Below are 23245 nucleotides of genomic sequence, written 5' to 3'. Positions count from 1 at the left end.
ACCTCCATAATTTCTAATTAACTTTCATCTAATAAATTAAGATTTGTCTTTCTCATCTGGCTTTCGCAGGTTTCTTTTCCGGAAGTTCAGCATACATACCATCCAGAAGTTCCAGAATTAGAGCCTTATCATCAAAACTATCAAATACATGCATCAGGGTTTTTGAATCTTCATACGGATAACGCAGTTCGGAATCTGCAAGCAGTCTGTCCGATGTCGGCGTTCTCTTTAAAAACAGTTCATTATTGCAAATGTCACCTATCAGCTTACCATTAAAATATACAAGGTATCCGCCCATCATAGATTTTATGACAATATCGCCGGATTTAGAAAAACTATCGCGAACATATTCATTAATTTCATTCACTTTGATTATCCCCCTCCAAATTCCAATTTATCTATATCGCCCTAATCTTATCATTTATCAATTTGATAAACGCTATCACTGTTTCTCCTATCATCGGAAGCCCGTAAGGACTAAATAGGAAGCCGATAATCAATCCTGATATACCTATTCCGACTTTTCCTTGATTGAAAGAAGCTAATGTTCCAAATATGCAACATCATAACGATATACAACAACGCCGTTCCTATGTCAGAAAAGTTGTCAAAATTGATAAGATAAGACTAATTTACCATATTTAAAGTAAGTTAAAAAGCACGATCACAGTGCTCGTATCTATTTTAATATCTTCCTATAAATTTTTCTTTTGCAATTTTAGTATATCGTTTAATAAACTTACACTTTGCATCAGTGTAGCCGTCTCTATCATGTTCAAATTTCTTCCATAAGTTCAGCTTTAAATGTTCATATTCTTTCGCTACATTATGATTCTCACGTAAGTAATCTCTGAAGTACAGTTCATCGTTATCTCCGACAACTCTAATGTGAAGATGAAAGACTTTTTCTGCAAAACCTTGCTCCGTGTATCCTTTATTTAATGAGATTCGTCGTGTACTTTGACTCATGCATAACCAATTATTTTCAACAAGAATATTTTTCACTATTTCTAGTTCTTCTGCTAATCGAACCTCAAATAATATATCTACTATATTTATTTTGAACCGCAATACTACCAATATGAGATATTCTTACTATATATTTAGCTGGTATCAAGGACAAAATAGCAGTTGCTTCCTCATCATACCAATGCGCCCATTCTTTATTATATTTTACAAGAAATATGGGAAACAACTGCCATAATTCTTCTAAACTCATGTCTTCTAATTTTTTACTCAATCCGTCCTCCACTAGTTTGCATTTATTTCTCACATTTATTATCATTATAACATTTTCAATGTGCATCAGGCGTTTATTATTTCTGATTAAAACTTTTAGCTATCACTACACGAAAAAACAAGTCCAATCTAATCGGACTTGTTTCTTTTTATTTTTATAAGGAGTTTACATAACGATCGACTGCTAGGATAGCACCTGCAATATCGGATGCTGAAATCTTAAACGGCATCTGATGAATGGTTTCACCTTCAATAGTAGCTTGCTTACCAACCTTGAGCAAATCATCATAGCTGGCATTTTCTAAATGCATTTCTGCCAAGGTCGTGGGCATACCAATTTTCTGATAGAAACGAATATATTTTTCCAACTCCTCTTTTGGACGGTTTTCAAGAAAGAGCTGTGTTAGCGTTCCATAAGCTACTTTTTCTCCATGAGTCAGATGATGAATATCACCAGTCAGAGCTGTAAATCCATTGTGAATGGCATGAGCAGCAGCCAATCCACCACTTTCAAAACCAACACCGCTGAGAAGCGTATTAGCCTCAATGATATGCTCAAGAGCTGGTGTTACCACCTGCGCCTCACAAGCAGCCAGTGCTTGTAAACCATCTGCAAAAAGAGTTTCTTCACATTTTTGAGCAATAGCTGCGCCTGCTAAAGTCTGTCTTTGTCCCAGCATGGTCTCTCCATTTGCCTGCATAACCGCACGCGCTTCAACCCAAGTCGCTAAACCATCTGCAATTCCAGAAGCCAACAAGCGCTTTGGAGCTTGAGCAATGACCTTTGAATCTACTAGAACAAGATCTGGGTTCTTGGTGTAAAAAATATATTTTTCAAATGCTCCTTCCTCAGTATAAATTACTGAAAGAGCTGATGTTGGTGCATCTGTCGAAGCAATAGTCGGTGCAATCACGACGGGATTTCCCAATAAATCTGCAATTGCCTTAGCACTGTCAATTGTTTTTCCACCACCAAGACCAATCACTAGATCTGCTCCATCTTTTTCAGCTAAAGCAGCTACCCGATTGATTTCATTATCCGAAGCTTCACCATTAAAACTGACATGCAATATATGAAGTCCATAGCGAGTAAGACAGGATTGGAACTTCTTTCCTACAATTTGATAAACAGTGTTGTCACAAAGCAAAACTGGATGGTTTCCTAAGTTCAAAATCTGTTTTGCATTTTCAAATAAGGCATCTTCACCTTGAATATAGCGAGAAGGGCTTGCAAAAGTTCTCATAAAATACCTCTTCCTACGCAAAAATGGAGATTAGATGTACTTTTGACCATGAATGAATGACCAATCTGCTGCAAAATCATTTACTGCCTTTGAAATAGACGGCATAGCAAAAGCTGCTTCAAAGACATCTGCACCTGCTGTAATAGCATGGGCACCATCAGCAAAAGCCTTGTTGACTTGTCCTACATTTTTAAAGGAAGCTGCTAAAATTTTGCTAGATGAACCTTCTACTGCAATCGCATCTGCCAATTGGCCAATAACTACATCTGAATCAATGTTCAAATTTTCCATACGGTTATAATAAGGAGCTAAATAATCTGCGCCTGCTTGAATGGCTAATAAACCTTGGAAAATGGTATAAATAGCAGTTGCCGTAATCTTGTAACCTTCTGCTTTTAAAACCTTTATAGCGGCTAAACCTTCAGGGGTTACAGGTACTTTGACAAACACATTTCCACTACAATGCTTGCGAATTTCAGCTGCATCTTTTAAAATTCCCTGATAATCTTTGGCAACAACCTGAATATGAATGGAAGGAGCTTTCCCAATAATTTCTCTAACTTCTTGGATGCGTTTAAAGAAATCAATCTCTCCCTCTTTTTTAGCGATGGTCGGGTTAGAAGTCACTCCTGCCAAGGGGAGAACTTGCGACCATTTTTTTATTTCTTCTACATTTAATGTATCAAGCATGAATTCCATAAACTGGACCTCTTTTATAATGTGTGTTCTGTACGTCCGATAATATCATCTTGTGTTGCTTTGGAGAGTACATTGAAGAATGCCGAATATCCTGCAACACGCACAATCAAATCACGGTGTTTTTCAGGATGTTTTTGCGCATCAATCAAGGTTTCTCTAGAAACAACATTGTATTGAATATGATAACCGTGCAAACGGTTAAAGAACGTACGAAGTAAAGCAATCAATTTAATTTTATCTTCTTCCTTAGACAAGGTCTGAGGATTCACTTTTTGATTGAGCAGAACCCCCCCAACGATTTCATCTGTCGGCAATTTAGAAACAGATTTCAATACAGAAGTCGGACCATTCTTGTCCATATTGTGAGATGGAGAACAGCCTTCAGCGAGCGGTGTTCCTGCATTGCGGCCATCTGGTGTCGCCAAAGTACCGCGACCTTGACCAACATTGGCTGAAATAGAAGATGTTCCTGAATAGCGGATACCGCCAATTGGACCGCGTCCATAACGGGTATTTGGATATTTAGCAATTTCATCCACATAAATATCATAAGCATCAGTCACCAGCTTATCAGCGTAATCATCATCATTACCATATTTCGGTGCATCAGAAATCAACATCTCTTGAATCTCCTTGCCACGCTCACCTGCATAGTCCGTTTCAAGCGCATGCCAGAGTTCAGCTGGAGTCAATTTGCCTTCTTCAAAGACTAACTTCTTGATTGCTGCTAGTGAGTCTGATAGATTGGCAATACCGACTTGGAGACCAGAAATATAGTCATAGACAGCTCCCCCCTCTTTCAAATGCTTACCGCGTCCGATACAATCATCTGTCAAAGCTGAGCAGAGGATATCCGGCACTTCTCTTTCAAGAGACAGGTCGATAGAATTTTCCACGATGACACTCATACGAGTCAAGTGGCGCAAAGTCTTGTCCCAAGCCGTTTGCAGCTCAGCAAAACTCTTCATGTCTTTAAAATGACCGAAGCTTGGTGCAAAACGCTTGCCAGATGCGGGATCAATTCCATCGTTCATAGTGATGAGAAGCACTTTAGGGAAGTTCATATAGCTCATACCCGTACAACGGTAGCCCCATTTACCTGGCACAGCTGTCTCCACACAGCCGATAGCACTGTAGTCGTATGCATCTTCTTCCAAAACGCCTTTGGCAATAAAGGACGGAATAATAATCTCGTCATTATTGAAAGCAGGCATTCCAAAACCTAGTTTCATAACTTCTATGCATTCGTTCATAAAACGAGCATCTAGACCAGCATGGTAGCGAACTGTTAAGTTTGGCTGTGGCAAATGCGTCTGTGCAACAGATCTCAAAACCAGATATGAAAGGGGATTTACAGCATCTTTCTTATCACGTGTTTGTCCACCAATTGTCACATTTTGATACAAAGGACTACCAGCAGATGAGAAAGTATGAGCCTGACTGCGTACTTTATTGATCGTAATCGTCTTAATCCAAAGATTGGTTAAGCGTTCGACAATGCTTTCTTCCGTCTCGCGACCAGCTTCCAAGTCCGACTTAACATAAGGATACATGTATTGGTCAAAGCGCCCATAAGAGAGGGAGTGACCATTAGACTCAATCTGTAAAATACACTGGATAAACCAGACAGACTGAATAGCTTCAGCAAACGTTTCAACTGGTTCGTAAGGCACTTTGGAACAAATTCGAGCAATTTCCAATAATTCTTGACGGCGCTCTGGGCTTGCAGACTCTGCCATATTTTGAGCTAATTTGACAAAACGATCCGCATAAGCTTTCACAGCATCCACTACAATGAAAATTGAATCATAGAAATGATATTTATCAATACTAGCCGGATCTGTTAAATCCAAGGCCTCCTTAGCTGCCCGAGCTTTTTCCTCAAAACCTTTCAAACCATATTGAAGCAATTTTTGATAGTTGACTGCCAAGTGAGCATCACCAGAGTTCATCTTTCCTTCCATGCCAAAGAAGCCAGTTTCCATATAAACCTGAACTTCTTCTGGAAGTAAAGCCCCAGCTCTAGCACGGAGGTTATTGTTTTCCCAGAAGGGAGCGATGTTCCGGATTTGTTCTTTGGTTTCCTCTGTAATATAGAAAACATCACCGTCGCGCTTTTCAAAAAGATCTAATTCATTGAGTACAAATTCTAAAGTATACTCTGGGAAAATAGGTGCATCTTTATTAGATGAAGCCTGATTTCCAACAATCATGGTCTCATCTTCAATATAAAGCGTCATATTTTCCAAAATTTCCTTAAGCATATAAGCACGCTTCAGAACATTTGGCTTTTCTTTATGCTCTTGATAAGCTCTTGTTGCAAGAACAGCACGTTCAGCATCAATATAAGGTTTCTTGTCCAGCACATCTTCCCGATACTTGTTCATTCGGTCCGTTAAACTACCAAAATAACTCGTTTGTATCGTCGTTTTTTCTATTTCTTTTACATTAGTCATCACAGCATAACCTTTCTTATGAAATTATTTTTATTTCTTTCGTAACTATTGTAGCACGCAAGATGCAAAAATTCAATTATTTATAATCAATTATCAAATTAAAGATTTTTTGCACATTTGTGCTCAATCAACATTAAAATAATTTCTTTACAGTGATACAATGTAGTTTATCCTTCCGCTTTCAGTTCATTACTGTAAGCAAGATTGTCTTGGAATTTAAAGAATGGGAAATAGATGAGAGTGGACATAGCTAAAATGACAACTTGGATGAGAGCACCCTGCCATCCTGCTACTAAGAAACCAGAAATAATAGCTGGTGTACTCCATGGCAAGGTCACCCCTGAAAATGGCTGCATAAAGCCAATTGCTATAGAACCATAAACAATTACAGCCGCTAAAACAGGTACAAGAATAAAAGGCAAGAACATGACGGGATTCATAACAATTGGAAACCCAAACACAACTGGTTCATTGACATTAAAGATTGCTGGAAAAGCAGCAACCTTTCCTAGTGCTTTGTATTGTTTAGACTTAGCTGCAAAGAGCATGGCTACCACCAAACCAAAAGTAATACCAGAACCAGACAAAATAAGGAAACTATCCAAGAATTGCTGAGTGACAATGTGAGCACCTTTTCCAACAGATAACTTTCCAGCAGCAAGCAAGGCTTTATTAGCATCCAGATTTGAAAGTAAGAGAGCGGTCACTACACCATTGACAACAGATTGTCCGTGTACACCAAACCACCATAGGAAAGAGATGAAAAAGGCAATACCGATTGCACCGTAAAGGGAACCAGTCAATCCTTGCAGCGGTACTTGAATCACACCATAAATCATTTCGATAAAAGTACCACCCTTTGTCAGCATTTTAGCAAGAATATAGACTACCATGGAAAGGAAGAATATCACAAAAGCTGGAATCATAGCCTCAAATTGCTTGGCGATCGCTTGAGGAACTTGCTCTGGCATCTTAATAACAATATGTTTTTGAATAAACATGGTATAGATACTACCGACAACCAAACCAATAATAATGGCTCCAATAATCCCCTGACCGCCAAACCAAATCTTGGCAATCGCGTCTGTAATTTCTTCACCTTTTTCTGGAATATAAGAAGATTTTAAAAGAATGAAGAAAGAAGACACAGATAACACACCTGCCGGCAGAGGCTCTACACCACTATTTTTAGCATAAGAATATCCTATAGAAAAACAGGAAATCAAACCCATAATCGCAAAAGTTCCTGAGTAAACCTGCATAAATGGCTCGGTCCAATTTTTCCCGAAAATGCCTGCAATCGCTTGATTAAGGCCTTCAAATGGTAACTGTCCTACAATCAGAAAGATACTTCCAACAACTGTCAAGGGCAGAATTGCCAACATGCCATCCTTTAAGGCAATAATACCGCGCATATTGACAAATTTCATAATCGGCGTAATAATTTTTTGAGTATCTATTTTAGCCATAACTAAGCTCCTTGTTTTTGTTCCAAAAGCCCCAAAGCGAGATTCAATACTTTTTTACCATCTAGCATGCCATAGTCCGCCATTGGAATGACCGCAATTGGAATATGGTTCTCTTCGCAAATGGCAGCTGACTTATCCAAAGTATAAGCTACTTGTGGTCCTAACAAAGCAACATCCAAGTTTGGTGCATAATCTGCTAACTTGGCCTGAGAATAAGCATCAATCTCAACCTCTAAACCAGCTTCTTTCGCAGCTATTTTCATATTATTGACCAACATTCCTGTTGAAAAACCTGCTGCACAAAACAACCCAATTTTAATCATATCTTCATCCTCCTGATGATTTATTTTTTCACTTGTAATTCTTTTCTCAAGTCAATGATTTCCTTGATAAGATTAATTTCTGTAATACTGGTCATCAAATGATCCTGAGAGTGGACAAACAAAGCTGTAATTTCTGTCTTTGTTCCCCCCGCTTCCTGTGCCAAAAACTCCGTTTGAAGATTATGAGCTTCTAATAATGCCTGATCTGCCAATTCTAGATACTCATTACACTTTTCAAACTCATCATTTTTTGCTAATGACAAAGCTTGGTAAATATGCTGTTTGGCATCCCCAGCATGCAAGATTAACCCCATAATGATTTGATCAGCTACAATCACTTCCATATTTAACGTTACTCCTATTTTTATTTACAAAATATATCTTTCTTTTATTTGAAAGCATTTTATTTTTGTTTGTAACTCAAATTTATCATCTTTCTCTTATTCCGTCAATATATCACTGAACAAATTCTCTTTTTTTATATTTATCGCACATTTGTGCTTATCAAATAAAATAAAAAGGGTCAGAATCATTATTCTTGACCTTTTGAAAATGAAATAATGAGGAAAAGGAGAACTTTTATAAACTACTAATTAACTGCACTATTATCCAATTCCAACACTTTTAAAATAGTTACTTCATCTGTAACTAAATGGTTGACATACCCAGCACGTAAAACCGCCAAAATAGCGGCAGCTTTTTGACGACCATAGGCGAAAGCCAGACTGTGAGGAACTGTTTTTAAATAATCTAAAGAAATAGCAACTGTTCGATTTTGCAACTGTTCATCAACCAACTCACCATTTTCATCAAAAAAGCGGCAACAAATTTCTCCGACAGCTCCTTCATTTTCCACTGTACGAAAATCTTCAGCCGTCAGCATATCCAACCACTGCCGATTCTTTTCATCCACTTGTCCGCCAATACCAACAACAACCACATCTAGTTCTTGCCAACTTCTTTTTAAGTCCTCAAAATATTTAGAAGATAAAATTCCTTTTGCTAAGCTCTCGTCTTCCTGTATAATCGTCGCATTCATAAAGCGACAATCCCCATGGTATTTATTAGCCATACTGTAAATGAGGGTATTAACATGATAACGAGCATGAATATGGCTAGGTCCGCCAGCCAATGGAAAAAAATGCACATTATTCAAGTGCCGACTGCCCGAGTGTTCTACCAAGAGACTAAGACTCTTTCCCCATGAAAATCCAACTTTAGCATTGTCATCAATCATCCCCCGAAGCATTCCTGCCGCTGATTGAGCTAACCGCTGCTCCAAATCAGAAGGTGAATCATCCACTTGATTTGCTACGATTTCAAGTCCTTTTAACCCATACTTCTCTTTCACTACATTTTCTAAATGAAACAAACGCGTATCAAAGGCTTCAATCTCGATTTTGACAATGCCTTCCTTTTTAGCTTCAGCCAGCATACGACTCACAGTTGTCCGATAAATCCCTGTCTCTGCTGCAATTTCTGCCTGACTTTTCTCCTCTATATAATAAAGATAAGCAATCTTAGCTAATAGCCTTTTTCTTTCACTTTTCATCTTATCTCCCTCTACTTATCAGACTAGAGTCAATTTGATATTGGCTGCTTTTAGGCGTTGAACCGCGGCTGTCGGAATAGCTTGATCGGTTACCACCTGCGAAACCTGTTTCAAACCAAAGCGCTTGACAGTCCCTCTTTTATCAAATTTACTCGAATCTGTTAACACAATCATTTTATCAGATGCTTCCGACATATATTGCACCACTTCGCTACGCATTAAATCTTTACCTGTAAAACCAAGCTCTTCATCATAGCCATCAGTCCCTACAAAAGCATGTTCTACATGGAAAAATTGAATCATTTCCTTAAGTAAAGGACCGACCGTAACTTGCGAATCGTTCTGAAATTCACCGCCTAGCAAGATAATCTTGCAAGAATCTACTTTTCTCACATAGTCTGCGATAAAATAAGAATTTGTAATAATTTTCACGTTCTTCTTAGTACGACAGATTTCTTCAGCTAACAGAGCACAAGTTGAACCAGATTCAATGATAATCGTTTCATTGTCTGCAACAATTTTTGCCGCTTCTTGTGCTATCTTTCGCTTGGTATCATAATGAAAAGAAAGCCGGACATTCAAGTCATCACCACTATTTAAGACCGCATAACCGTGCTCCCGATGAAGCAAGCCTTTCATTTCCAGCTTATCCAAATCTTTCCGAATCGTTACTTTAGAGACTTTTAATTTATCAGATAAAGTATTAACATCAATTTTTTCAAACTCCGAAACGAGCTTAACGATTTCATCTAAACGTTCCATTTTATTCACCTCATTCTTTATTTTAACAGAATTTAAGGAATAAATAAAATAAAAAATAGTTTCATTCGTAATTGTTTTTCTTTCGTTTGTTTGATATAATAAAAGAAAATAAGCAAGAAAAGAGTGTACATCATGAGTGCAGAAAAAGGAATCATCTTTAATATTCAACATTTTAGTATTCACGACGGACCAGGAATTCGGACAACTGTTTTTCTAAAAGGCTGTCCTTTACGCTGTCCTTGGTGTGCCAATCCAGAATCTCAGAAATTTAAACCTGAGCCCATGTTAGACGCTTCTAGCAAAAAGACTATCACCATGGGAGAGGAAAAAAGCGTTGAAGAGATTATCAAAGAAGTTCTCAAAGATAGAGAATTTTATGAAGAATCAGGTGGGGGCCTGACCTTGTCTGGTGGAGAAATCTTTGCTCAGTTTGAATTTGCCAAAGCAATCCTTAAAGCTGCCAAAGAAAAAGGTATCCATACAGCAATTGAAACGACAGCCTTTGTAGATCATAACAAATTCGTTGATTTGCTCCAGTATGTAGATTTTATCTATACTGACTTAAAGCATTATAACACCATCAATCACCGCAAAGTCACAGGGGTCAAAAATGAACTAATTATCAAAAATATTCATTATGCTTTTTCGCAACAAAAAACCATTGTCCTGCGTATTCCTGTTATCCCTAGCTTTAATGACTCTCTAGAAGATGCCGAACAATTTGCTATTTTATTTAAAAAATTATCTATTGACCAAGTACAACTCTTACCTTTTCATCAATTCGGTGAAAATAAATATAAATTACTAAAACGTTCTTATGAAATGGAAAATGTGCAAGCTCTACATCCGGAAGACCTCTATGATTATCAGCAAGTTTTTCTTGATTATGAAATCAACTGTTATTTTTAGCTCCTCTTTTTCTCCAAAAAACAATCCATTTCTCACGAAATGGATTGTTTTTTTATCTCTTCTTGGGCGGATGCAACGACATCTGCCAGACTGGTCTTGCTAAGTTCTTCTTCCATTGCTGCTTGAATTTCTGCTAATTTGTCATCTAAAACTAAGTGAATATTTCTGCCAATGGGACAAGATGGATTGGGATGCTCATGAAAGCTAAAGAGTTGCCCAGATTTGCCCAGACTTTCTACTGCTTGATAGACATCCAAAAGGGTAATATCTTTTAAATCTTTCCTAATGATAGCTCCTCCCCTCCCACGCGCTACAGAAATCAAATCTGCACTTTTCAACTGTGATAATGTCTTGCGAATAATGACAGGATTTACTCCAACGCTATCAGCTAAAAAATCACTAGTCACTTTATGTTCTTGACATTCTAGTGCTATAACAGTCAACATGTGCGTGGCAATGGTAAAACGACTCGAAATTTGCATGTAAAACTCCTTTCATTTGCACCTTCTATTACTAGTATACTTTATTTACGTTGTAACTTCAAGTGTTACTTCTCAAAAAAACTCCTTGAGATGTGCAACATAATCTTCTCGCTCACTAATTGCTCGAAGTAAATCATGATTATGCGTATGATGAATTCCATTGACCAGACTTTCGTAATATACTTCATAATAAGGCAACTTCAATGTTCTAGCCATTTCCAATTCTTTATTTACATCATAAGCCACTCGTCGAAAATCGACATCTGCTAATCCCTGTTCATCAATTTTTAAAATAGCATACTGAGCTCGCAGATCCTTTCGCAAACAAGCATCTAGAAAAAACGGCTGACCGATAGATCCCGGATTGATAATCATCTGTCCCCCCGTCGCATAACGAAGAAATTGCTGATGAATATGACCATAAATGGCAATGGCACAATTGTTACCTTCAAACAGACGATCAAAATTCTCTTGTTGACCAATATGAATCAGCTCTCGTCCCCAATTTTTATCTGGCAAATGATGAGTCACAGCAATTTCTAAATCGCCAACTTTTGTCAAAAGCTGCAAAGGCAATTCATGCAATCGGTTCAGTTCTTCAGGTGTGACTTCTTCCAAAAGATACTGGCATAAACAAACCATATATAAATGACTAGGGCGACTGATATCTAATTTCCCATGAAGGGCATTCCAAATGCTATCCTCCCAATTTCCCCGCACTTGGAGACTGATTGGTAAAGTAGCCATTAAGTCGAGAATCTTCCTTCGACCCGTTCCCGGTGCCAATAAATCTCCCAAAAACCAGTAATCGGTCACCTGTTCCTTTTTAGCGTCCGCCAAAACAGCTTCTAATGCCGTTACATTTCCATGAATATCTGATAATAAAGCAATTTTTCGTTTCATTGTACCGTTTCATCTGTCCTTTATAAAATATTATAACAAACCAAGAAAAAACTTCCACTCCCAAGTTTGAGTGAAAGTTTTACTGCCTCATCAATCTACCGACTTCAACGCTTCCAACATGTCAATACGCCTCAATATTGCATTGACCATAAAGCCTAAGACAATCAAAATCATGATGATAGAAAAGACTGGTACAAGATATACAAACACCGATACTGCCGGATTGAGAAGAAAGGCGTCTGGGGCAATCGTCTCTAAAAGGGAGCGATGTAAAATATTTCCTAAAAACAAGCCTACAATAATACCAATAACAGACAAAAGAATGGTCTCTCGATAAATGTAAAGCGTGACTTCTTTATTATGAAATCCCAATACTTTAATCGTTGATAATTCTCGAATCCGCTCTGCAACATTGATATTCATCAAGTTATAAAGAATCACAATGGCTAGTAAAATAGAGGCAACAGTTAAAATCTGCATTACAAAGCCAAGAGATTTGACAATGACATCAATTTGTTCCAAAATCCCCGTATTTTGTACGACTGCTCGCACACCAGTTAATTTCATGAAGGCTGCTGCGGTATCCTGCACATTTTTGCTAGAGGAATCTTTCAATTTTATCAGATAAGCATTTTCTTGGAACTTACGAGCAAATACCGTTTGATAATAGTCCTGATTCATAAAGATAAAATGCCCTGCGTACATTTCAGTGATACCAGAAACTTTGATTTTATAGCGTTTTCCTTCATCGGATGTCACCTCAAAAGTATCTCCAACAGAAACATGCATAATGGTTGCTAATTTCTGAGAAATGACCGCTCCATGCGAAGACAAGTTCAAGCTCGCTTTGCTTTGACTATCATATAACTCTATGAAATGATGAAAATCCTTGCCTGTTGTCACAAATAACGCGAGAGACTGTTCATCTTTAGCACCCTTGATTTTTTTGGTAAATGTTTCTTGATAAATACCGCGTTTTTTAGCTATTTTTTTATCTGCTAATAAATGATTGATTGCTGCTTGCTCGTCTGATTTGAGATGATGTTTTTGCGAAATGACCGCATCGTATTTGATAATTTCTCCATACTGCCGATTTCCCATACCTTCCATGGAAGAAGACATCCCCAAACCGGCAAATAAGAGGGCGACGGAGCCTGCCACACCAAAAATGGTCATCAGCATTCTTTGCTTGTAACGAAAGATATTTCGAGCCGTCACTTTTTGCGTAAAGCTAAGCCGACGCCAGATGAAGTCAATCCGCTCTAGCAAGATTTTTGAGCCTTTGGTAGGTGCCTTGGGCAACAATAATTGAGATGGTTTTTCTTTCAATTCTTTGTGAGCAATATAAAGGGCTGGTACAACGCCACACAAGACCGAGCACACGAGAGCAATGAGACTGATTTCCCAATAAAAGTTTAATCGCAAAGCTGGATAAGTTGATGTCTTAAAAATCGTTTTCCCTAAGATGTAGGGTAAGAAATAAGTACCTAACAAACTTCCCATTACTGTACCTAACAAACTTGAAACCAAGCCATAGACGACAAATTTCTTAACGACATCTTGGTTCCGATAACCCAAAGCTTTTAAAACACCTGCATTTGTGCGTTCTTCGCTGACAAAACGCGTCATTGTCGTTACCGTTACAAGGGCAGCTACCAGATACAGTACAATCGGGAAAGCATTCCCTACAGCTGAGATGCCATAAGCACGATTCCCCGTTGTTGTGTACTCGTCAGCTCCTGGAAATGTCCGACGTGTATACACGCGGTAGGTTGGTACAGACAAACCAGCTACTTCATCTTTTGCCTTTTGAATGTCCGCTTGCCCATTTTTTATTTTTGTTTCAGCATCTTTCTTTTGCTTTTCGTATTCAGTTTTTTTATCGTTCAATGTTGCCTGAGCTTGGTCCAATTGTGCCTGACCGTCTGCGATTTGTTGTTTTGCTTGTGCTAATCGGACTTGACCTGCTTGGTAGTCAGCTTGTTTATTTTTTAAGGTTGCCTGACCACTTTGATATTGAGCCAAGCCTGCATCATATTCAGCTTGTTTCGCATTCAATGCCTCAGCTGCAGATTGGTATTGGGCAAGTCCTGTTTGATAAAGCGCTTCTTGGCTTTTGTACTGCGACAGTCCAGTTTGAAATTCAGCCTGCTTTTGCTCCAGTTCTGTACGGACAAGATTTAATTTTGCTTCTTCTTGTGCTAGTTGAGTTTGTGCTGCCACAATTTCAGGCACTGTTGCTGGATCAATTCCTTGTGCTTGTAGCGCAGCTATTTTGGTCTGCAAATCAGTTTTTGCAGCTGCAAGTTGCATTTGACCTTTTTCCAATTCTGCCTGCGCTGTAGCTAATGTAGCTTGAGCATTTGTTACATTTTCTTTTGCAGCAGACAACTGACTAGCTGCCTGATCTAATTGGGTTTTCATTTGGTTCAATTGTCCCCAACCTGAAGAAAGTTGAGCAGCGGCTGTATCCAATTTTGCTTTTGAGCTTGCTAAAGTTTGTTCAGCCTGTGCAATTTGAGCTGCGCCCTGTGCAAGCAAGTTTTCTTTTTCAGTTAGTTGACCTTGAGCAAGCTCTAAATCTGCTCTTTTTTGATCAATTTGATCCTGCGCATTCCTTAGTTGCTGCTGGGCATCTGCCAATGCTTGTTGAGAAGTTTGAATTTTTGCTTCTCCGTCCGCAATTTTTGTCTGTGCTTGTTTTTTTATCTCTGATAAACGATTTTTCCCATTATCAGCCACTAGCTTTTCCAGCTCATTTTCATACTGTTTTACCTTTTTTCGATAGGAGTCTCCAAAAGAATTAAGTGCTTTTAAATCGTCATACTTCAAACGAGCAACTGTATAGACTGAACTTTGAAATGTTTTTGGCATCACCACTGCATAAGCAGATAAGGTCCCACTCCCTGAGTTAGAATTGCCAAGAGAAATCGTCGAAGCCAATTCACTTGAATTGACGAATCCCGTCACCGTAAAGGTATGCTGCTTTAGAGCATAATTAGTGGTTCCTTCCTCGTTCAAAGTAATGCTATCGCCAATCTTGTATTTTCCTTGATAAAAACTAGCCAAAGCCACTTGATTTTCCTTGCTTGGAAAATGACCTGAAACAAGCTTGAACTTGGAAATATTAGTTGTATTAGAAAAAACTCGAACAGAAGTTGAACTATCCCCAATCACTGTATCTGTAAAATAACCATATTCTACCTGTGCATTTGGGATTGTATTCAGTTCTTTTTGGTCAGCTTTGCTAACACCATAGTCTGACATCACTGCCAAATCCATCATTTTCATCTGTGAAAGATAACGATTGGCTGAATTTTCAATGTCTGGACTGGCTGCTTTCAGTCCTACTAGCGCAAAAGAACCTAACATCATCAAAAACATAATGGACAGAAAGCGTCCTTTGGACTGACGAAAAGAGAGCCAGATATCCTTATTTAGAATGGATTTTTTCATATCACCACTCCTCACTAATACTCTAGACTTGCGATATCTTGAGGATGTTCATTCAAAGTGACGGACTGAATCCGTGCATCATGCATACGAATCACGCGGTCTGCAATCGGAGCTAACGCACCATTGTGAGTCACGATAATCACTGTCGCACCTTGCTTGCGCGACATATCTTGAAGGATTTGCAGTACTTGCTTACCTGTTTTATAATCTAGCGCACCTGTTGGTTCATCACAAAGCAAAATTTTAGGATTTTTTGCCACGGCACGCGCAATGGAAACCCGTTGCTGCTCGCCGCCAGATAATTGAGCAGGAAAATTATGCAGTCGATTTCCCAAACCAACTGCTGCTAGTGCCTCTGCTGCATCCTGTGCATCTTGAACAATTTCCGAAGCCAACTCAACATTTTCTAACGCCGTCAGATTAGGAACTAAATTATAAAATTGAAAGACGAAACCAACATCATTTCTCCGATAGTCTGTCAGTTGATAAGCGTTGTAATGCGCTATATTTTGCCCATCAATCAGCACATCTCCCTCGTCATTACTATCCATTCCACCAAGAATGTTCAGAATCGTCGATTTTCCAGCACCAGAAGCTCCAAGAATGATGACCAATTCTCCTTTTTCGATGTCAAAAGAGATGTCATTGTTGGCAATGATTTCTGTGTCTCCCATTTGATACCGTTTGTAACTATGCTTCATTTCAATATAAGCCATCGTCTTTTCCTCTTTCAGTTTCCATGTCCAATTAAATAAACAAGCTGTTGATTAGATCCTATCTTTATTATAAAATAGACTTAACATAAAGGCAATCATCAATTATCAACAGAGTGTTCATTTAAGGAGTGTTATGGTACAAAATCGACAAACAGCAACCAAGCAGCATATCAGAGAAGCCCTCATTCAGCTCTTGTTAGAAGAAAAATTTGAAACAATTTCCGTTAGTAAACTCTGTCAACGAGCAGGTATCAACCGTGGAACTTTTTATCTTCACTATCTTGATAAATTCGACCTAATTGAAACACTAAAAGAAGAAATTATTACCCAATTACGTAAAAATTTTGAAGAAACGACAAACACGCGCGACCTACTCATTGCCAATCTAAGCTATCTCCAACAAAACCATGACCTGATTTATGCCGTTTCTCAAAGTCATTACCTCAATTTCCGTGAAACAATCCGTGAATTTATGCTTAGTATTTTAACGAACGATCAGCACAAAGTTCAAACCGAACACTTTTTAAAAGAAAATTTCCCCATTTCTGAAAAATATGCACTTGAAGTTTTTCTATCTAGCATAGAGGGCATTATCTCACTCTGGATTTCAAGCGGTACTAAAGAAACGCCTGAAGAAATGACGAATATGATTTTACAAACCTTTGATTACGATGCTTGGCGATTGTAAACTAAAAAACTCTATTTCTATAAAAGGGATTTCCTCAATTAGAAATAGAGTTTTTGATATACATTTTTTCTAAAGCTCAGAAATTGAAAGGTTGTAAAATGAGACGACAGCATACAGACTATGATGTTCTATTGCATATCTTTATAACCAGTCATGTCATCATTGCAACCTATCATCTACTTTTTAGCTTAGTTGTCCTTATCATCTATGCGTGATTTTCTAGCAATATCTGCCAAAATATGATTTACAAATTCTGCAATTGTTTCTGTATGCGTTTGTTTTTGACCATAACGACGAACATTCACCGTACCGTCTGCTTGTTCCTTGTCTCCTACAATCAATTGGTAAGGAACTTTATGGGTTTGACTTTGACGAATCTTGTATTGCATTTTTTCATTGCGCTCATCGACATCCACACGAACACCACGATTGCGCAATTCTTTCGCCACTTTCCAAGCATAGTCAGCATGTGCTTCATTAGAAATCGGAATGACTGTCACTTGATGAGGAGCAAGCCAAGTTGGGAAAGCACCTTTGTATGTTTCAATCAAGTAAGCAATAAAGCGCTCCATAGTAGACACAATACCACGGTGAATCATGACTGGACGATGCTCTTCACCGTCTGCTCCAACATAATGAAGGTCGAAACGTTCTGGTAGCAAGAAGTCCAATTGAATAGTGGAAAGGGTTTCTTCATTTCCAAGAGCCGTTTTTACTTGGACATCCAATTTAGGACCGTAGAAAGCAGCTTCGCCTTCTGCCTCAAAATAGTCCAAACCTAAGTCATCCATTGCTCCTTTTAACATGCGTTGAGCATTTTCCCACATTTCATCATTATCAAAATATTTATGCTTGTCATTCGGGTCACGATAAGACAGACGGAAACGATAATCTGTGATATTAAAGTCTTTGTAAACGTCAATCATCAAATCCAACACATGTTTAAATTCTTCTTGAATTTGCTCTGGCATGACAAATAAGTGAGAATCGTTTAGGGTCATTTCACGAACACGTTGGAGTCCTGAAAGTGCACCTGATTTTTCAAAGCGATGCATCATACCAAGTTCCGCAATACGAATTGGCAGCTCACGATAAGAATGCACATGGTTTTTATAGACCTCAATATGGTGTGGGCAATTCATTGGACGAAGAACAAATTGTTCACCGTCTCCCATATCCATTGGCGGGAACATATCTTCTTGGTAATGTTCCCAGTGACCAGAAGTTTTGTATAATTCCACACTTGCAAGCGGTGGCGTATACACGTGTTGGTAGCCGTCATTGACCTCACGGTCTGTAATATAGCGCTCTACGATACGACGAATAGTCGCACCGTCTGGAAGCCAAAATGGAAGACCTTGCCCAACCTCAGGAGAAATCATGAAAAGATCCAACTCTTTACCGAGCTTACGGTGGTCACGTTCCTTCGCTTCTTCACGCATTTGAAGATAGTTTTTCAAATCTTTCTTATCAAACCAAGCTGTACCATAAATCCGTTGCATCATAGCATTATCACTGTTCCCACGCCAGTAAGCACCCGCTACATTTAACAAATGGAAAATTTGAATACGTCCAGTTGACGGTACATGAGGTCCACGACAGAGATCCACATATTCACCTTGACGGTAGATTGTCAAACCACCTTCATCTTCTGAATGCTCCTCAATCAATTCCAACTTGTAAGGATCATTCTTGAAAATTTCTCGTGCTTGATCTTTTGTCACTTCTTCGCGAATTGACGGGAAATTCTCCTTGACAATCTTCTTCATTTCTTCTTCGATACGAGGCAAATCTTCGTTGGAAATTTGTCCTGCGGTATTGTCTGTATCATAGTAAAATCCGTCCTGAATAGCTGGACCGACACCCAAGTGAATGTCTGGGAAGAGACGACGAGCAGCTTGGGCAAAGAGATGAGCAGCCGAATGGCGCAAAATAGGAAGAGCATCTTCATGGTCAGGTGTCACAATTTCGATGCTACCGTCTTCTGTGATAGGACGAGTGGTATCGATGAGTTTGCCGTTGAATTTACCAGCCAAGGCTTTCTTTGCCAAGGAATTGCTGATAGACTGAGCAATATCAAAAGTTGTGCTGCCACTTTCGTATTCATGAACAGCGCCATCTGGGAAAGTAATCTTAATCATAGTTTTCTCCTTTAATATCTATTTTATTTGTATTGGGCAATTTTAAGAGCCTGGCAATCTTTTCAGCAGTCTCCTTTTCCGATCGACTACCATCTGTCATGAGACTGGGATAGCCTAATTTCTGAGCTTCCTTCCGCACCATTTGGGCAAACAGAATGTCCCGCTGCATCCAGTTTTCAAAAGCTTGCTCAGGATTGGATGTTCCCTCTAAGACATAAGGAACCCATTCTCTCTGTTTATAATGCTTTTTCTGAAAATCAGCTGTCGGAGTCAAGCATAGATAGGAAACCGCTGGTTCTTCAAGACTTTTTATCAGGTGAGGCAGAAGCCCTGCTCCCTCCACCAAGAGGGCTTTGTCTTGATCTTTTATCAAGCAAGATTTCACATAAGGAAAAATCTCTTCATAAAAGCGCCATTCTTCATCTGCCATCTCTTCTGGATTTCTCATCCAGATTTGTTCCGGATTTCTGTCCTGTCTAAGAAGGCAAATCGGTCGTGAGTCTACACTTGCTTGACTCATCATCTCGTCCACCAAATCATCCAGCTTGATATGAAGCGAATCGTACTTCCGAGCAAGAAGGGAAGCGAGCGTTGATTTCCCGCTGCAGGGTGATCCGCCAATCATATAGAGCATAACTTTTCCTCCCTTCAACAAAATAAAAAAAAACGACATCCCGAAAAGGACGTCGCAACGTGGTTCCACCTTCATTCATGTACAACAAAAAAGTTTGTTGACACCTCTGATTGGCTCTAACGTAGCCACCGTTTTATGTTTGCATAAAAGCTAACAGAGTAGTCTCAACTGCCTTCCTCTGCGCGATTTTCAGCTCCACGCGCTCTCTAAAAGATTCCAGTCAGCGATATGTCTCTAAAAGGTATTATAGCACGATTGAAAAATTTTGCAAGTCCTATGATTAAAGTATATTGTGTTTTGGAACCATTCGAAACAGCACAGCTCTAAAACCCACAACGAATATGAATTTCATTTTCTGAAGTTTTGGAACCATTCGAAACAACACAGCAAGTTAAAATAAGGCTTTGTCCGTACTCAAGCTTGCAAAAGCGTGCACCGATTCGGTGCTTTTTTCTTTCTCTTCTTTCAATCAGGAACACAAAAAACAGCCTCACGACTGTTTTTACTTTTATCCTACAGAGCCTTCCATACTCATATTGATGAGCTGATTAAGTTCGACTGCATACTCCATTGGGAGTTCTTTGGTGATTGGTTCCATAAAGCCATTGATAATCATAGCAGTTGCTTCTTCTTCGCTAATACCGCGGCTCATAAGGTAATAAAGCTGATCCTCTGAAACCTTAGAAACCTTAGCTTCGTGTTCAAGTGCAACATTTGAATTGTGAATTTCATTAAATGGAATGGTATCTGAGCTGGATTCACCATCCATAAGAATCGTGTCGCACTCAATGTGAGACTTTGAACCAGCACTGTTCTTGCCAAAACGGACTTGACCGCGGTAATCCGTCTTACCACCGTCTTTGGCAACAGACTTGGAAATCAATGTGCTAGAAGTCTTTGGCGCATTGTGATAGACTTTACAACCCGCATCCAAATGCTGACCATAATTAGCAAAGGACATGGAAAGGACTGAAGTTCTTGCATTGCGGCCATTCAAAATGCTACAAGGATATTTCATATTGACCTTGCTGCCCAGATTGCCATCAATCCATTCCAAAGTACCGCCTTCTTCAACCGTTCCACGCTCTGTCACCAGATTATAAACGTTGTCTGACCAGTTTTGAATCGTTGTATAGCGGAAAAAAGCATCTTTTTTGACAATAATTTCCACATTTGCAGCATGAAGACTATTGGTCGTATAAGTCGGCGCTGTGCAGCCCTCAATGTATTGAATAGAGCCACCCTCTTCTACGATAATGAGCGAGCGTTCAAACTGACCGGCATTCTCTCCATTGATACGGAAATAGGTCTGAACTGGCACCTGACATTGAACATTTTTAGGAACATAGATAAATGTACCACCTGACCAAACAGCACTATTTAAAGCGGAAAATTTGTGTTCTGCATTAGAAATGACTGTGCCAAAGTATTTTTTCACCAAATCCGGATATTCTTGTACTGCCGTGTCGGTATCGGTAAAGATAATGCCTTGCTTGGCAAATTCTTCTTTCATGTTATGATAGACTACCTCAGATTCATATTGAGCAACAGCTCCTGACAAAAATTGGCGCTCTGCTTCAGGAATACCCAAACGCTCAAAGGTTTTCTTTATTTCATCTGGCACTTCATCCCAACTTCTAGCCCGATCTCCACTTAATTTTTGATAATAGATAATATCATCAAATCGTATGCCGGATAAATCTGGTCCAAAATCAGGCATGGGCAATTTATGAAACAATTCTAAAGAACGCAAGCGATAATCCAACATCCATTGCGGTTCATTTTTAATTTCAGAAATTTCACGAACAACCTCTTCTGTCAGACCCTTACCAGTCGAGAACAAAGGCTTCACATCGTCATGAAATCCAAAAGCATAATCTCGTACTTTCGTCATCTCATTCCTCCCATTGATACAAATTATCTTCTCTTATTATACTATTCTATATTAGAAATGTCAGAATATATGCCTAAAATATAATAAATTAAGCTAAAAAAGACTAGGAAAATTTCCCAGCCTTCTTACATGATTACCGTACTTTTTCGGCTAATGCTTCAGCGAACTTCTCCAGATTTTCAATATCTTCATCTTCTGCTGATAGATCGACTTTGACATTTTCAGCACCTTTTTCAGCACCTGTCGCTGCAAAAGCGCGATCAAAGTCATCTACTGCCTTACAAAACTCATCATAAAATGTATCGCCTGACCCGACAACACCATAAATCTTTCCGGTCAAGTCAAGACTAGCTAAATCTTCATAAAAATCAACAATTTCATCAGGCAACTCGCCGTCACCGTATGTGTAAGAAGCAACGATTGCGATGTCTGCTTCTAGAAATTCCTCTGCATCAACCGTTGTGCATTCATCAATATCTACTTCTAAACCAAGTTCTTTTAATTTATCAGCTACAATATCTGCGATTTCTTCTGTATTTCCTGTCATACTCGCAAATACAATTTTTGCTAAAGCCATAATTTCCTCCAAAAAATTCTATCAGTTTATTATAACACATTGAACAAATTGTTGCACTTCAAATCTCTTAAAGTTCCCTACTTTTCCCTTTTACTTTTTAAAATAATCATCTTATGATACAATGAATAAAAGGTAGAGCGGAGGTTATCATATGGAAATTTTCAAGCAAATTTTACATAAAATTAAAGAATATGATACGATTATCATTCATCGTCACATGCGACCCGATCCTGATGCATTAGGAAGTCAAGTCGGTTTGAAAAAATTACTTCAAGTCAATTTCCCTGAGAAAAAGATTAAAGTAGCAGGAAAGACTGAACCTACTCTTGCTTGGCTGGCTAAAATGGATGATGTTTCAGACGATGATTACAAACATGCTTTAGTTATTGTTTGTGATACAGCAAATACTGCTCGGATTGATGACGAACGGTACAACAAAGGAGATTTTCTCATCAAAATCGATCATCATCCAAACGATGACATTTACGGAGACATTTCTTGGGTGGATACTAGCTCTAGTAGTGCTAGTGAGTTAATTGCTCTCTTTGCATTGGAAAATAAACTGAAACTAGATGATTATTCTGCTAAATTGCTTTATGCTGGAATTGTCGGTGATACAGGACGTTTCCTATATCCTGCCACAACTACCCGCACAATGGCTGTCGCAAGTAAACTTCGCGAGTATCCCTTTGATTTTGCTGCTTTGGCTCGAAAAATGGACTCTTTCAGCTATCAAATCGCTAAACTCCAAGGCTATGTTTACGACCATTTAGAAGTCGACGAAAATGGTGCAGCTCGTGTCATTTTAACTCAGGAACTTCTCAAAGCCAATCATTTAACAGATGCTGACACTTCTGCTATCGTTTCAGCTCCGGGGCGTATTGACAGCGTTGAATTATGGGGAATTTTTGTTGAGCAAGAAAATGGCAACTATCGCGTTCGGTTGCGGAGTAAATTTATCCCGATTAATGAAGTAGCTAAAAAACACGACGGAGGCGGTCATCCTCTTGCCAGTGGTGCCAATGCTTACTCCAAAGAAGAAATCGAAGAAGTTTATCAAGAATTGAAAGAATTGGCAAAAAGGAAATAATTTGGTAGAAA

General features: G+C 38.8%; 20 protein-coding genes and 2 pseudogenes. 3 read left to right on the top strand and 19 right to left on the bottom strand.

The window, feature by feature from the left end; genetic code table 11:
• Positions 1 to 52: 52 nt before the first annotated feature.
• The 11 genes and pseudogenes from IYQ91_RS07390 to IYQ91_RS07345 all read right to left on the bottom strand — a co-directional run bounded on the left by IYQ91_RS07390 (position 53) and on the right by IYQ91_RS07345 (position 9744).
• A complete protein-coding gene (locus IYQ91_RS07390; protein WP_003032465.1) occupies positions 53 to 367 on the bottom strand; it encodes a TfoX/Sxy family protein in 315 nt (104 codons plus the stop codon).
• Positions 368 to 398: 31 nt separating this feature from the next.
• Positions 399 to 632: pseudogene (locus tag IYQ91_RS10115) on the bottom strand (CD1845 family protein).
• 52 nt (positions 633 to 684) lie between these two features.
• Positions 685 to 1240 (bottom strand): annotated as a pseudogene (locus tag IYQ91_RS07385) (GrpB family protein).
• 154 nt (positions 1241 to 1394) lie between these two features.
• Positions 1395 to 2483 (bottom strand): glycerol dehydrogenase, encoded by a 1089-nt coding sequence (locus IYQ91_RS07380; protein ID WP_058669711.1) that lies wholly within the window; start codon positions 2481 to 2483, stop codon positions 1395 to 1397.
• A 30-nt stretch (positions 2484 to 2513) separates the two neighbouring features.
• Positions 2514 to 3182: a fructose-6-phosphate aldolase gene (locus tag IYQ91_RS07375; protein WP_126467352.1), complete on the bottom strand. Its 669-nt coding sequence runs from the start codon at positions 3180 to 3182 to the stop codon at positions 2514 to 2516.
• Between the two features lie 14 nt (positions 3183 to 3196).
• Positions 3197 to 5638: a glycyl radical protein gene (locus tag IYQ91_RS07370; protein ID WP_195673483.1), complete on the bottom strand. Its 2442-nt coding sequence runs from the start codon at positions 5636 to 5638 to the stop codon at positions 3197 to 3199.
• Between the two features lie 167 nt (positions 5639 to 5805).
• Positions 5806 to 7107: a PTS sugar transporter subunit IIC gene (locus IYQ91_RS07365; RefSeq protein ID WP_003023896.1), complete on the bottom strand. Its 1302-nt coding sequence runs from the start codon at positions 7105 to 7107 to the stop codon at positions 5806 to 5808.
• Positions 7108 to 7109: 2 nt separating this feature from the next.
• Positions 7110 to 7430, bottom strand: coding sequence for a PTS sugar transporter subunit IIB (locus tag IYQ91_RS07360; protein WP_003023895.1), 321 nt, complete (start codon positions 7428 to 7430; stop codon positions 7110 to 7112).
• A 20-nt stretch (positions 7431 to 7450) separates the two neighbouring features.
• Positions 7451 to 7774 carry a PTS lactose/cellobiose transporter subunit IIA gene (locus IYQ91_RS07355; RefSeq protein ID WP_195673482.1) on the bottom strand — a complete coding sequence of 108 codons (324 nt, stop codon included), beginning with the start codon at positions 7772 to 7774 and terminating at the stop codon, positions 7451 to 7453.
• Between the two features lie 245 nt (positions 7775 to 8019).
• The gene (locus tag IYQ91_RS07350) at positions 8020 to 8982 is read right to left on the bottom strand and encodes a sugar-binding transcriptional regulator (RefSeq protein ID WP_195673481.1); all 963 of its coding nucleotides are present in this window, start codon (positions 8980 to 8982) and stop codon (positions 8020 to 8022) included.
• Between the two features lie 18 nt (positions 8983 to 9000).
• The gene (locus IYQ91_RS07345) at positions 9001 to 9744 is read right to left on the bottom strand and encodes a DeoR/GlpR family DNA-binding transcription regulator (protein WP_003028982.1); all 744 of its coding nucleotides are present in this window, start codon (positions 9742 to 9744) and stop codon (positions 9001 to 9003) included.
• A gap of 132 nt (positions 9745 to 9876) precedes the next feature.
• Here IYQ91_RS07345 and IYQ91_RS07340 point away from each other — a divergent pair, with 132 nt between their 5' ends.
• The gene (locus IYQ91_RS07340) at positions 9877 to 10653 is read left to right on the top strand and encodes a glycyl-radical enzyme activating protein (protein WP_003023885.1); all 777 of its coding nucleotides are present in this window, start codon (positions 9877 to 9879) and stop codon (positions 10651 to 10653) included.
• Between the two features lie 32 nt (positions 10654 to 10685).
• Here the strand turns inward: IYQ91_RS07340 and IYQ91_RS07335 are convergent, their stop codons facing one another.
• From IYQ91_RS07335 to IYQ91_RS07320, 4 genes are all read right to left on the bottom strand, one after another.
• Positions 10686 to 11135: an Rrf2 family transcriptional regulator gene (locus IYQ91_RS07335; protein ID WP_195673480.1), complete on the bottom strand. Its 450-nt coding sequence runs from the start codon at positions 11133 to 11135 to the stop codon at positions 10686 to 10688.
• A gap of 72 nt (positions 11136 to 11207) precedes the next feature.
• Complete coding sequence (locus IYQ91_RS07330) at positions 11208 to 12038, bottom strand: metallophosphoesterase family protein (RefSeq protein ID WP_022526289.1); 831 nt, start codon at positions 12036 to 12038, stop codon at positions 11208 to 11210.
• A 90-nt stretch (positions 12039 to 12128) separates the two neighbouring features.
• Positions 12129 to 15494, bottom strand: coding sequence for an FtsX-like permease family protein (locus IYQ91_RS07325; RefSeq protein ID WP_195673479.1), 3366 nt, complete (start codon positions 15492 to 15494; stop codon positions 12129 to 12131).
• Between the two features lie 14 nt (positions 15495 to 15508).
• Entirely contained in the window at positions 15509 to 16210 is a 702-nt protein-coding gene (locus IYQ91_RS07320) for an ABC transporter ATP-binding protein (protein ID WP_003023878.1), read from the bottom strand.
• A gap of 133 nt (positions 16211 to 16343) precedes the next feature.
• Between IYQ91_RS07320 and IYQ91_RS07315 the strand changes: the two genes are divergently transcribed.
• Positions 16344 to 16898: a TetR/AcrR family transcriptional regulator gene (locus IYQ91_RS07315; protein WP_003023877.1), complete on the top strand. Its 555-nt coding sequence runs from the start codon at positions 16344 to 16346 to the stop codon at positions 16896 to 16898.
• Positions 16899 to 17086: 188 nt separating this feature from the next.
• Here the strand turns inward: IYQ91_RS07315 and thrS are convergent, their stop codons facing one another.
• The 4 genes from thrS to IYQ91_RS07295 form a co-directional block, all read right to left on the bottom strand.
• Positions 17087 to 19039 (bottom strand): threonine--tRNA ligase, encoded by a 1953-nt coding sequence (gene thrS / locus IYQ91_RS07310; RefSeq protein ID WP_003023875.1) that lies wholly within the window; start codon positions 19037 to 19039, stop codon positions 17087 to 17089.
• Positions 19032 to 19673 (bottom strand): hypothetical protein, encoded by a 642-nt coding sequence (locus IYQ91_RS07305; protein WP_003023874.1) that lies wholly within the window; start codon positions 19671 to 19673, stop codon positions 19032 to 19034. Before IYQ91_RS07305 ends, thrS begins: the two co-directional genes overlap by 8 nt.
• Before the next feature lie 508 nt (positions 19674 to 20181).
• On the bottom strand, positions 20182 to 21567 hold the full coding sequence (gene sufB / locus IYQ91_RS07300) for a Fe-S cluster assembly protein SufB (protein ID WP_003036119.1): 1386 nt from the start codon (positions 21565 to 21567) through the stop codon (positions 20182 to 20184).
• Positions 21568 to 21700: 133 nt separating this feature from the next.
• Complete coding sequence (locus IYQ91_RS07295) at positions 21701 to 22144, bottom strand: flavodoxin (protein ID WP_003030007.1); 444 nt, start codon at positions 22142 to 22144, stop codon at positions 21701 to 21703.
• 151 nt (positions 22145 to 22295) lie between these two features.
• On the opposite strand from IYQ91_RS07295, the gene IYQ91_RS07290 reads away from it, so the two are divergent.
• Positions 22296 to 23234, top strand: coding sequence for a DHH family phosphoesterase (locus IYQ91_RS07290; protein WP_195673478.1), 939 nt, complete (start codon positions 22296 to 22298; stop codon positions 23232 to 23234).
• The last annotated feature ends 11 nt before the right edge of the window (positions 23235 to 23245 follow it).

The organism is Streptococcus sp. HF-2466, from assembly GCF_015594645.1.
GTDB classification, from domain to species: domain Bacteria; phylum Bacillota; class Bacilli; order Lactobacillales; family Streptococcaceae; genus Streptococcus; species Streptococcus anginosus.
The sequence above is the reverse complement of the archived record's forward strand: the minus strand, read 5'-3'. Positions and strand labels throughout refer to the sequence as shown.

What these genes read in the sequence shown, in the direction of transcription:
- IYQ91_RS07380 (WP_058669711.1), bottom strand. Translation starts at nt 2,483, where the DNA reads ATGAGAACTTTTGCAAGCCCTTCTCGCTATATTCAAGGTGAAGATGCC.
- IYQ91_RS07375 (WP_126467352.1), bottom strand. Translation starts at nt 3,182, where the DNA reads ATGGAATTCATGCTTGATACATTAAATGTAGAAGAAATAAAAAAATGG.
- IYQ91_RS07370 (WP_195673483.1), bottom strand. Translation starts at nt 5,638, where the DNA reads ATGACTAATGTAAAAGAAATAGAAAAAACGACGATACAAACGAGTTAT.
- IYQ91_RS07365 (WP_003023896.1), bottom strand. Translation starts at nt 7,107, where the DNA reads ATGGCTAAAATAGATACTCAAAAAATTATTACGCCGATTATGAAATTT.
- IYQ91_RS07360 (WP_003023895.1), bottom strand. Translation starts at nt 7,430, where the DNA reads ATGATTAAAATTGGGTTGTTTTGTGCAGCAGGTTTTTCAACAGGAATG.
- IYQ91_RS07355 (WP_195673482.1), bottom strand. Translation starts at nt 7,774, where the DNA reads ATGGAAGTGATTGTAGCTGATCAAATCATTATGGGGTTAATCTTGCAT.
- IYQ91_RS07350 (WP_195673481.1), bottom strand. Translation starts at nt 8,982, where the DNA reads ATGAAAAGTGAAAGAAAAAGGCTATTAGCTAAGATTGCTTATCTTTAT.
- IYQ91_RS07345 (WP_003028982.1), bottom strand. Translation starts at nt 9,744, where the DNA reads ATGGAACGTTTAGATGAAATCGTTAAGCTCGTTTCGGAGTTTGAAAAA.
- IYQ91_RS07340 (WP_003023885.1), top strand. Translation starts at nt 9,877, where the DNA reads ATGAGTGCAGAAAAAGGAATCATCTTTAATATTCAACATTTTAGTATT.
- IYQ91_RS07335 (WP_195673480.1), bottom strand. Translation starts at nt 11,135, where the DNA reads ATGCAAATTTCGAGTCGTTTTACCATTGCCACGCACATGTTGACTGTT.
- IYQ91_RS07330 (WP_022526289.1), bottom strand. Translation starts at nt 12,038, where the DNA reads ATGAAACGAAAAATTGCTTTATTATCAGATATTCATGGAAATGTAACG.
- IYQ91_RS07325 (WP_195673479.1), bottom strand. Translation starts at nt 15,494, where the DNA reads ATGAAAAAATCCATTCTAAATAAGGATATCTGGCTCTCTTTTCGTCAG.
- IYQ91_RS07320 (WP_003023878.1), bottom strand. Translation starts at nt 16,210, where the DNA reads ATGGCTTATATTGAAATGAAGCATAGTTACAAACGGTATCAAATGGGA.
- IYQ91_RS07315 (WP_003023877.1), top strand. Translation starts at nt 16,344, where the DNA reads ATGGTACAAAATCGACAAACAGCAACCAAGCAGCATATCAGAGAAGCC.
- thrS (WP_003023875.1), bottom strand. Translation starts at nt 19,039, where the DNA reads ATGATTAAGATTACTTTCCCAGATGGCGCTGTTCATGAATACGAAAGT.
- IYQ91_RS07305 (WP_003023874.1), bottom strand. Translation starts at nt 19,673, where the DNA reads ATGCTCTATATGATTGGCGGATCACCCTGCAGCGGGAAATCAACGCTC.
- sufB (WP_003036119.1), bottom strand. Translation starts at nt 21,567, where the DNA reads ATGACGAAAGTACGAGATTATGCTTTTGGATTTCATGACGATGTGAAG.
- IYQ91_RS07295 (WP_003030007.1), bottom strand. Translation starts at nt 22,144, where the DNA reads ATGGCTTTAGCAAAAATTGTATTTGCGAGTATGACAGGAAATACAGAA.
- IYQ91_RS07290 (WP_195673478.1), top strand. Translation starts at nt 22,296, where the DNA reads ATGGAAATTTTCAAGCAAATTTTACATAAAATTAAAGAATATGATACG.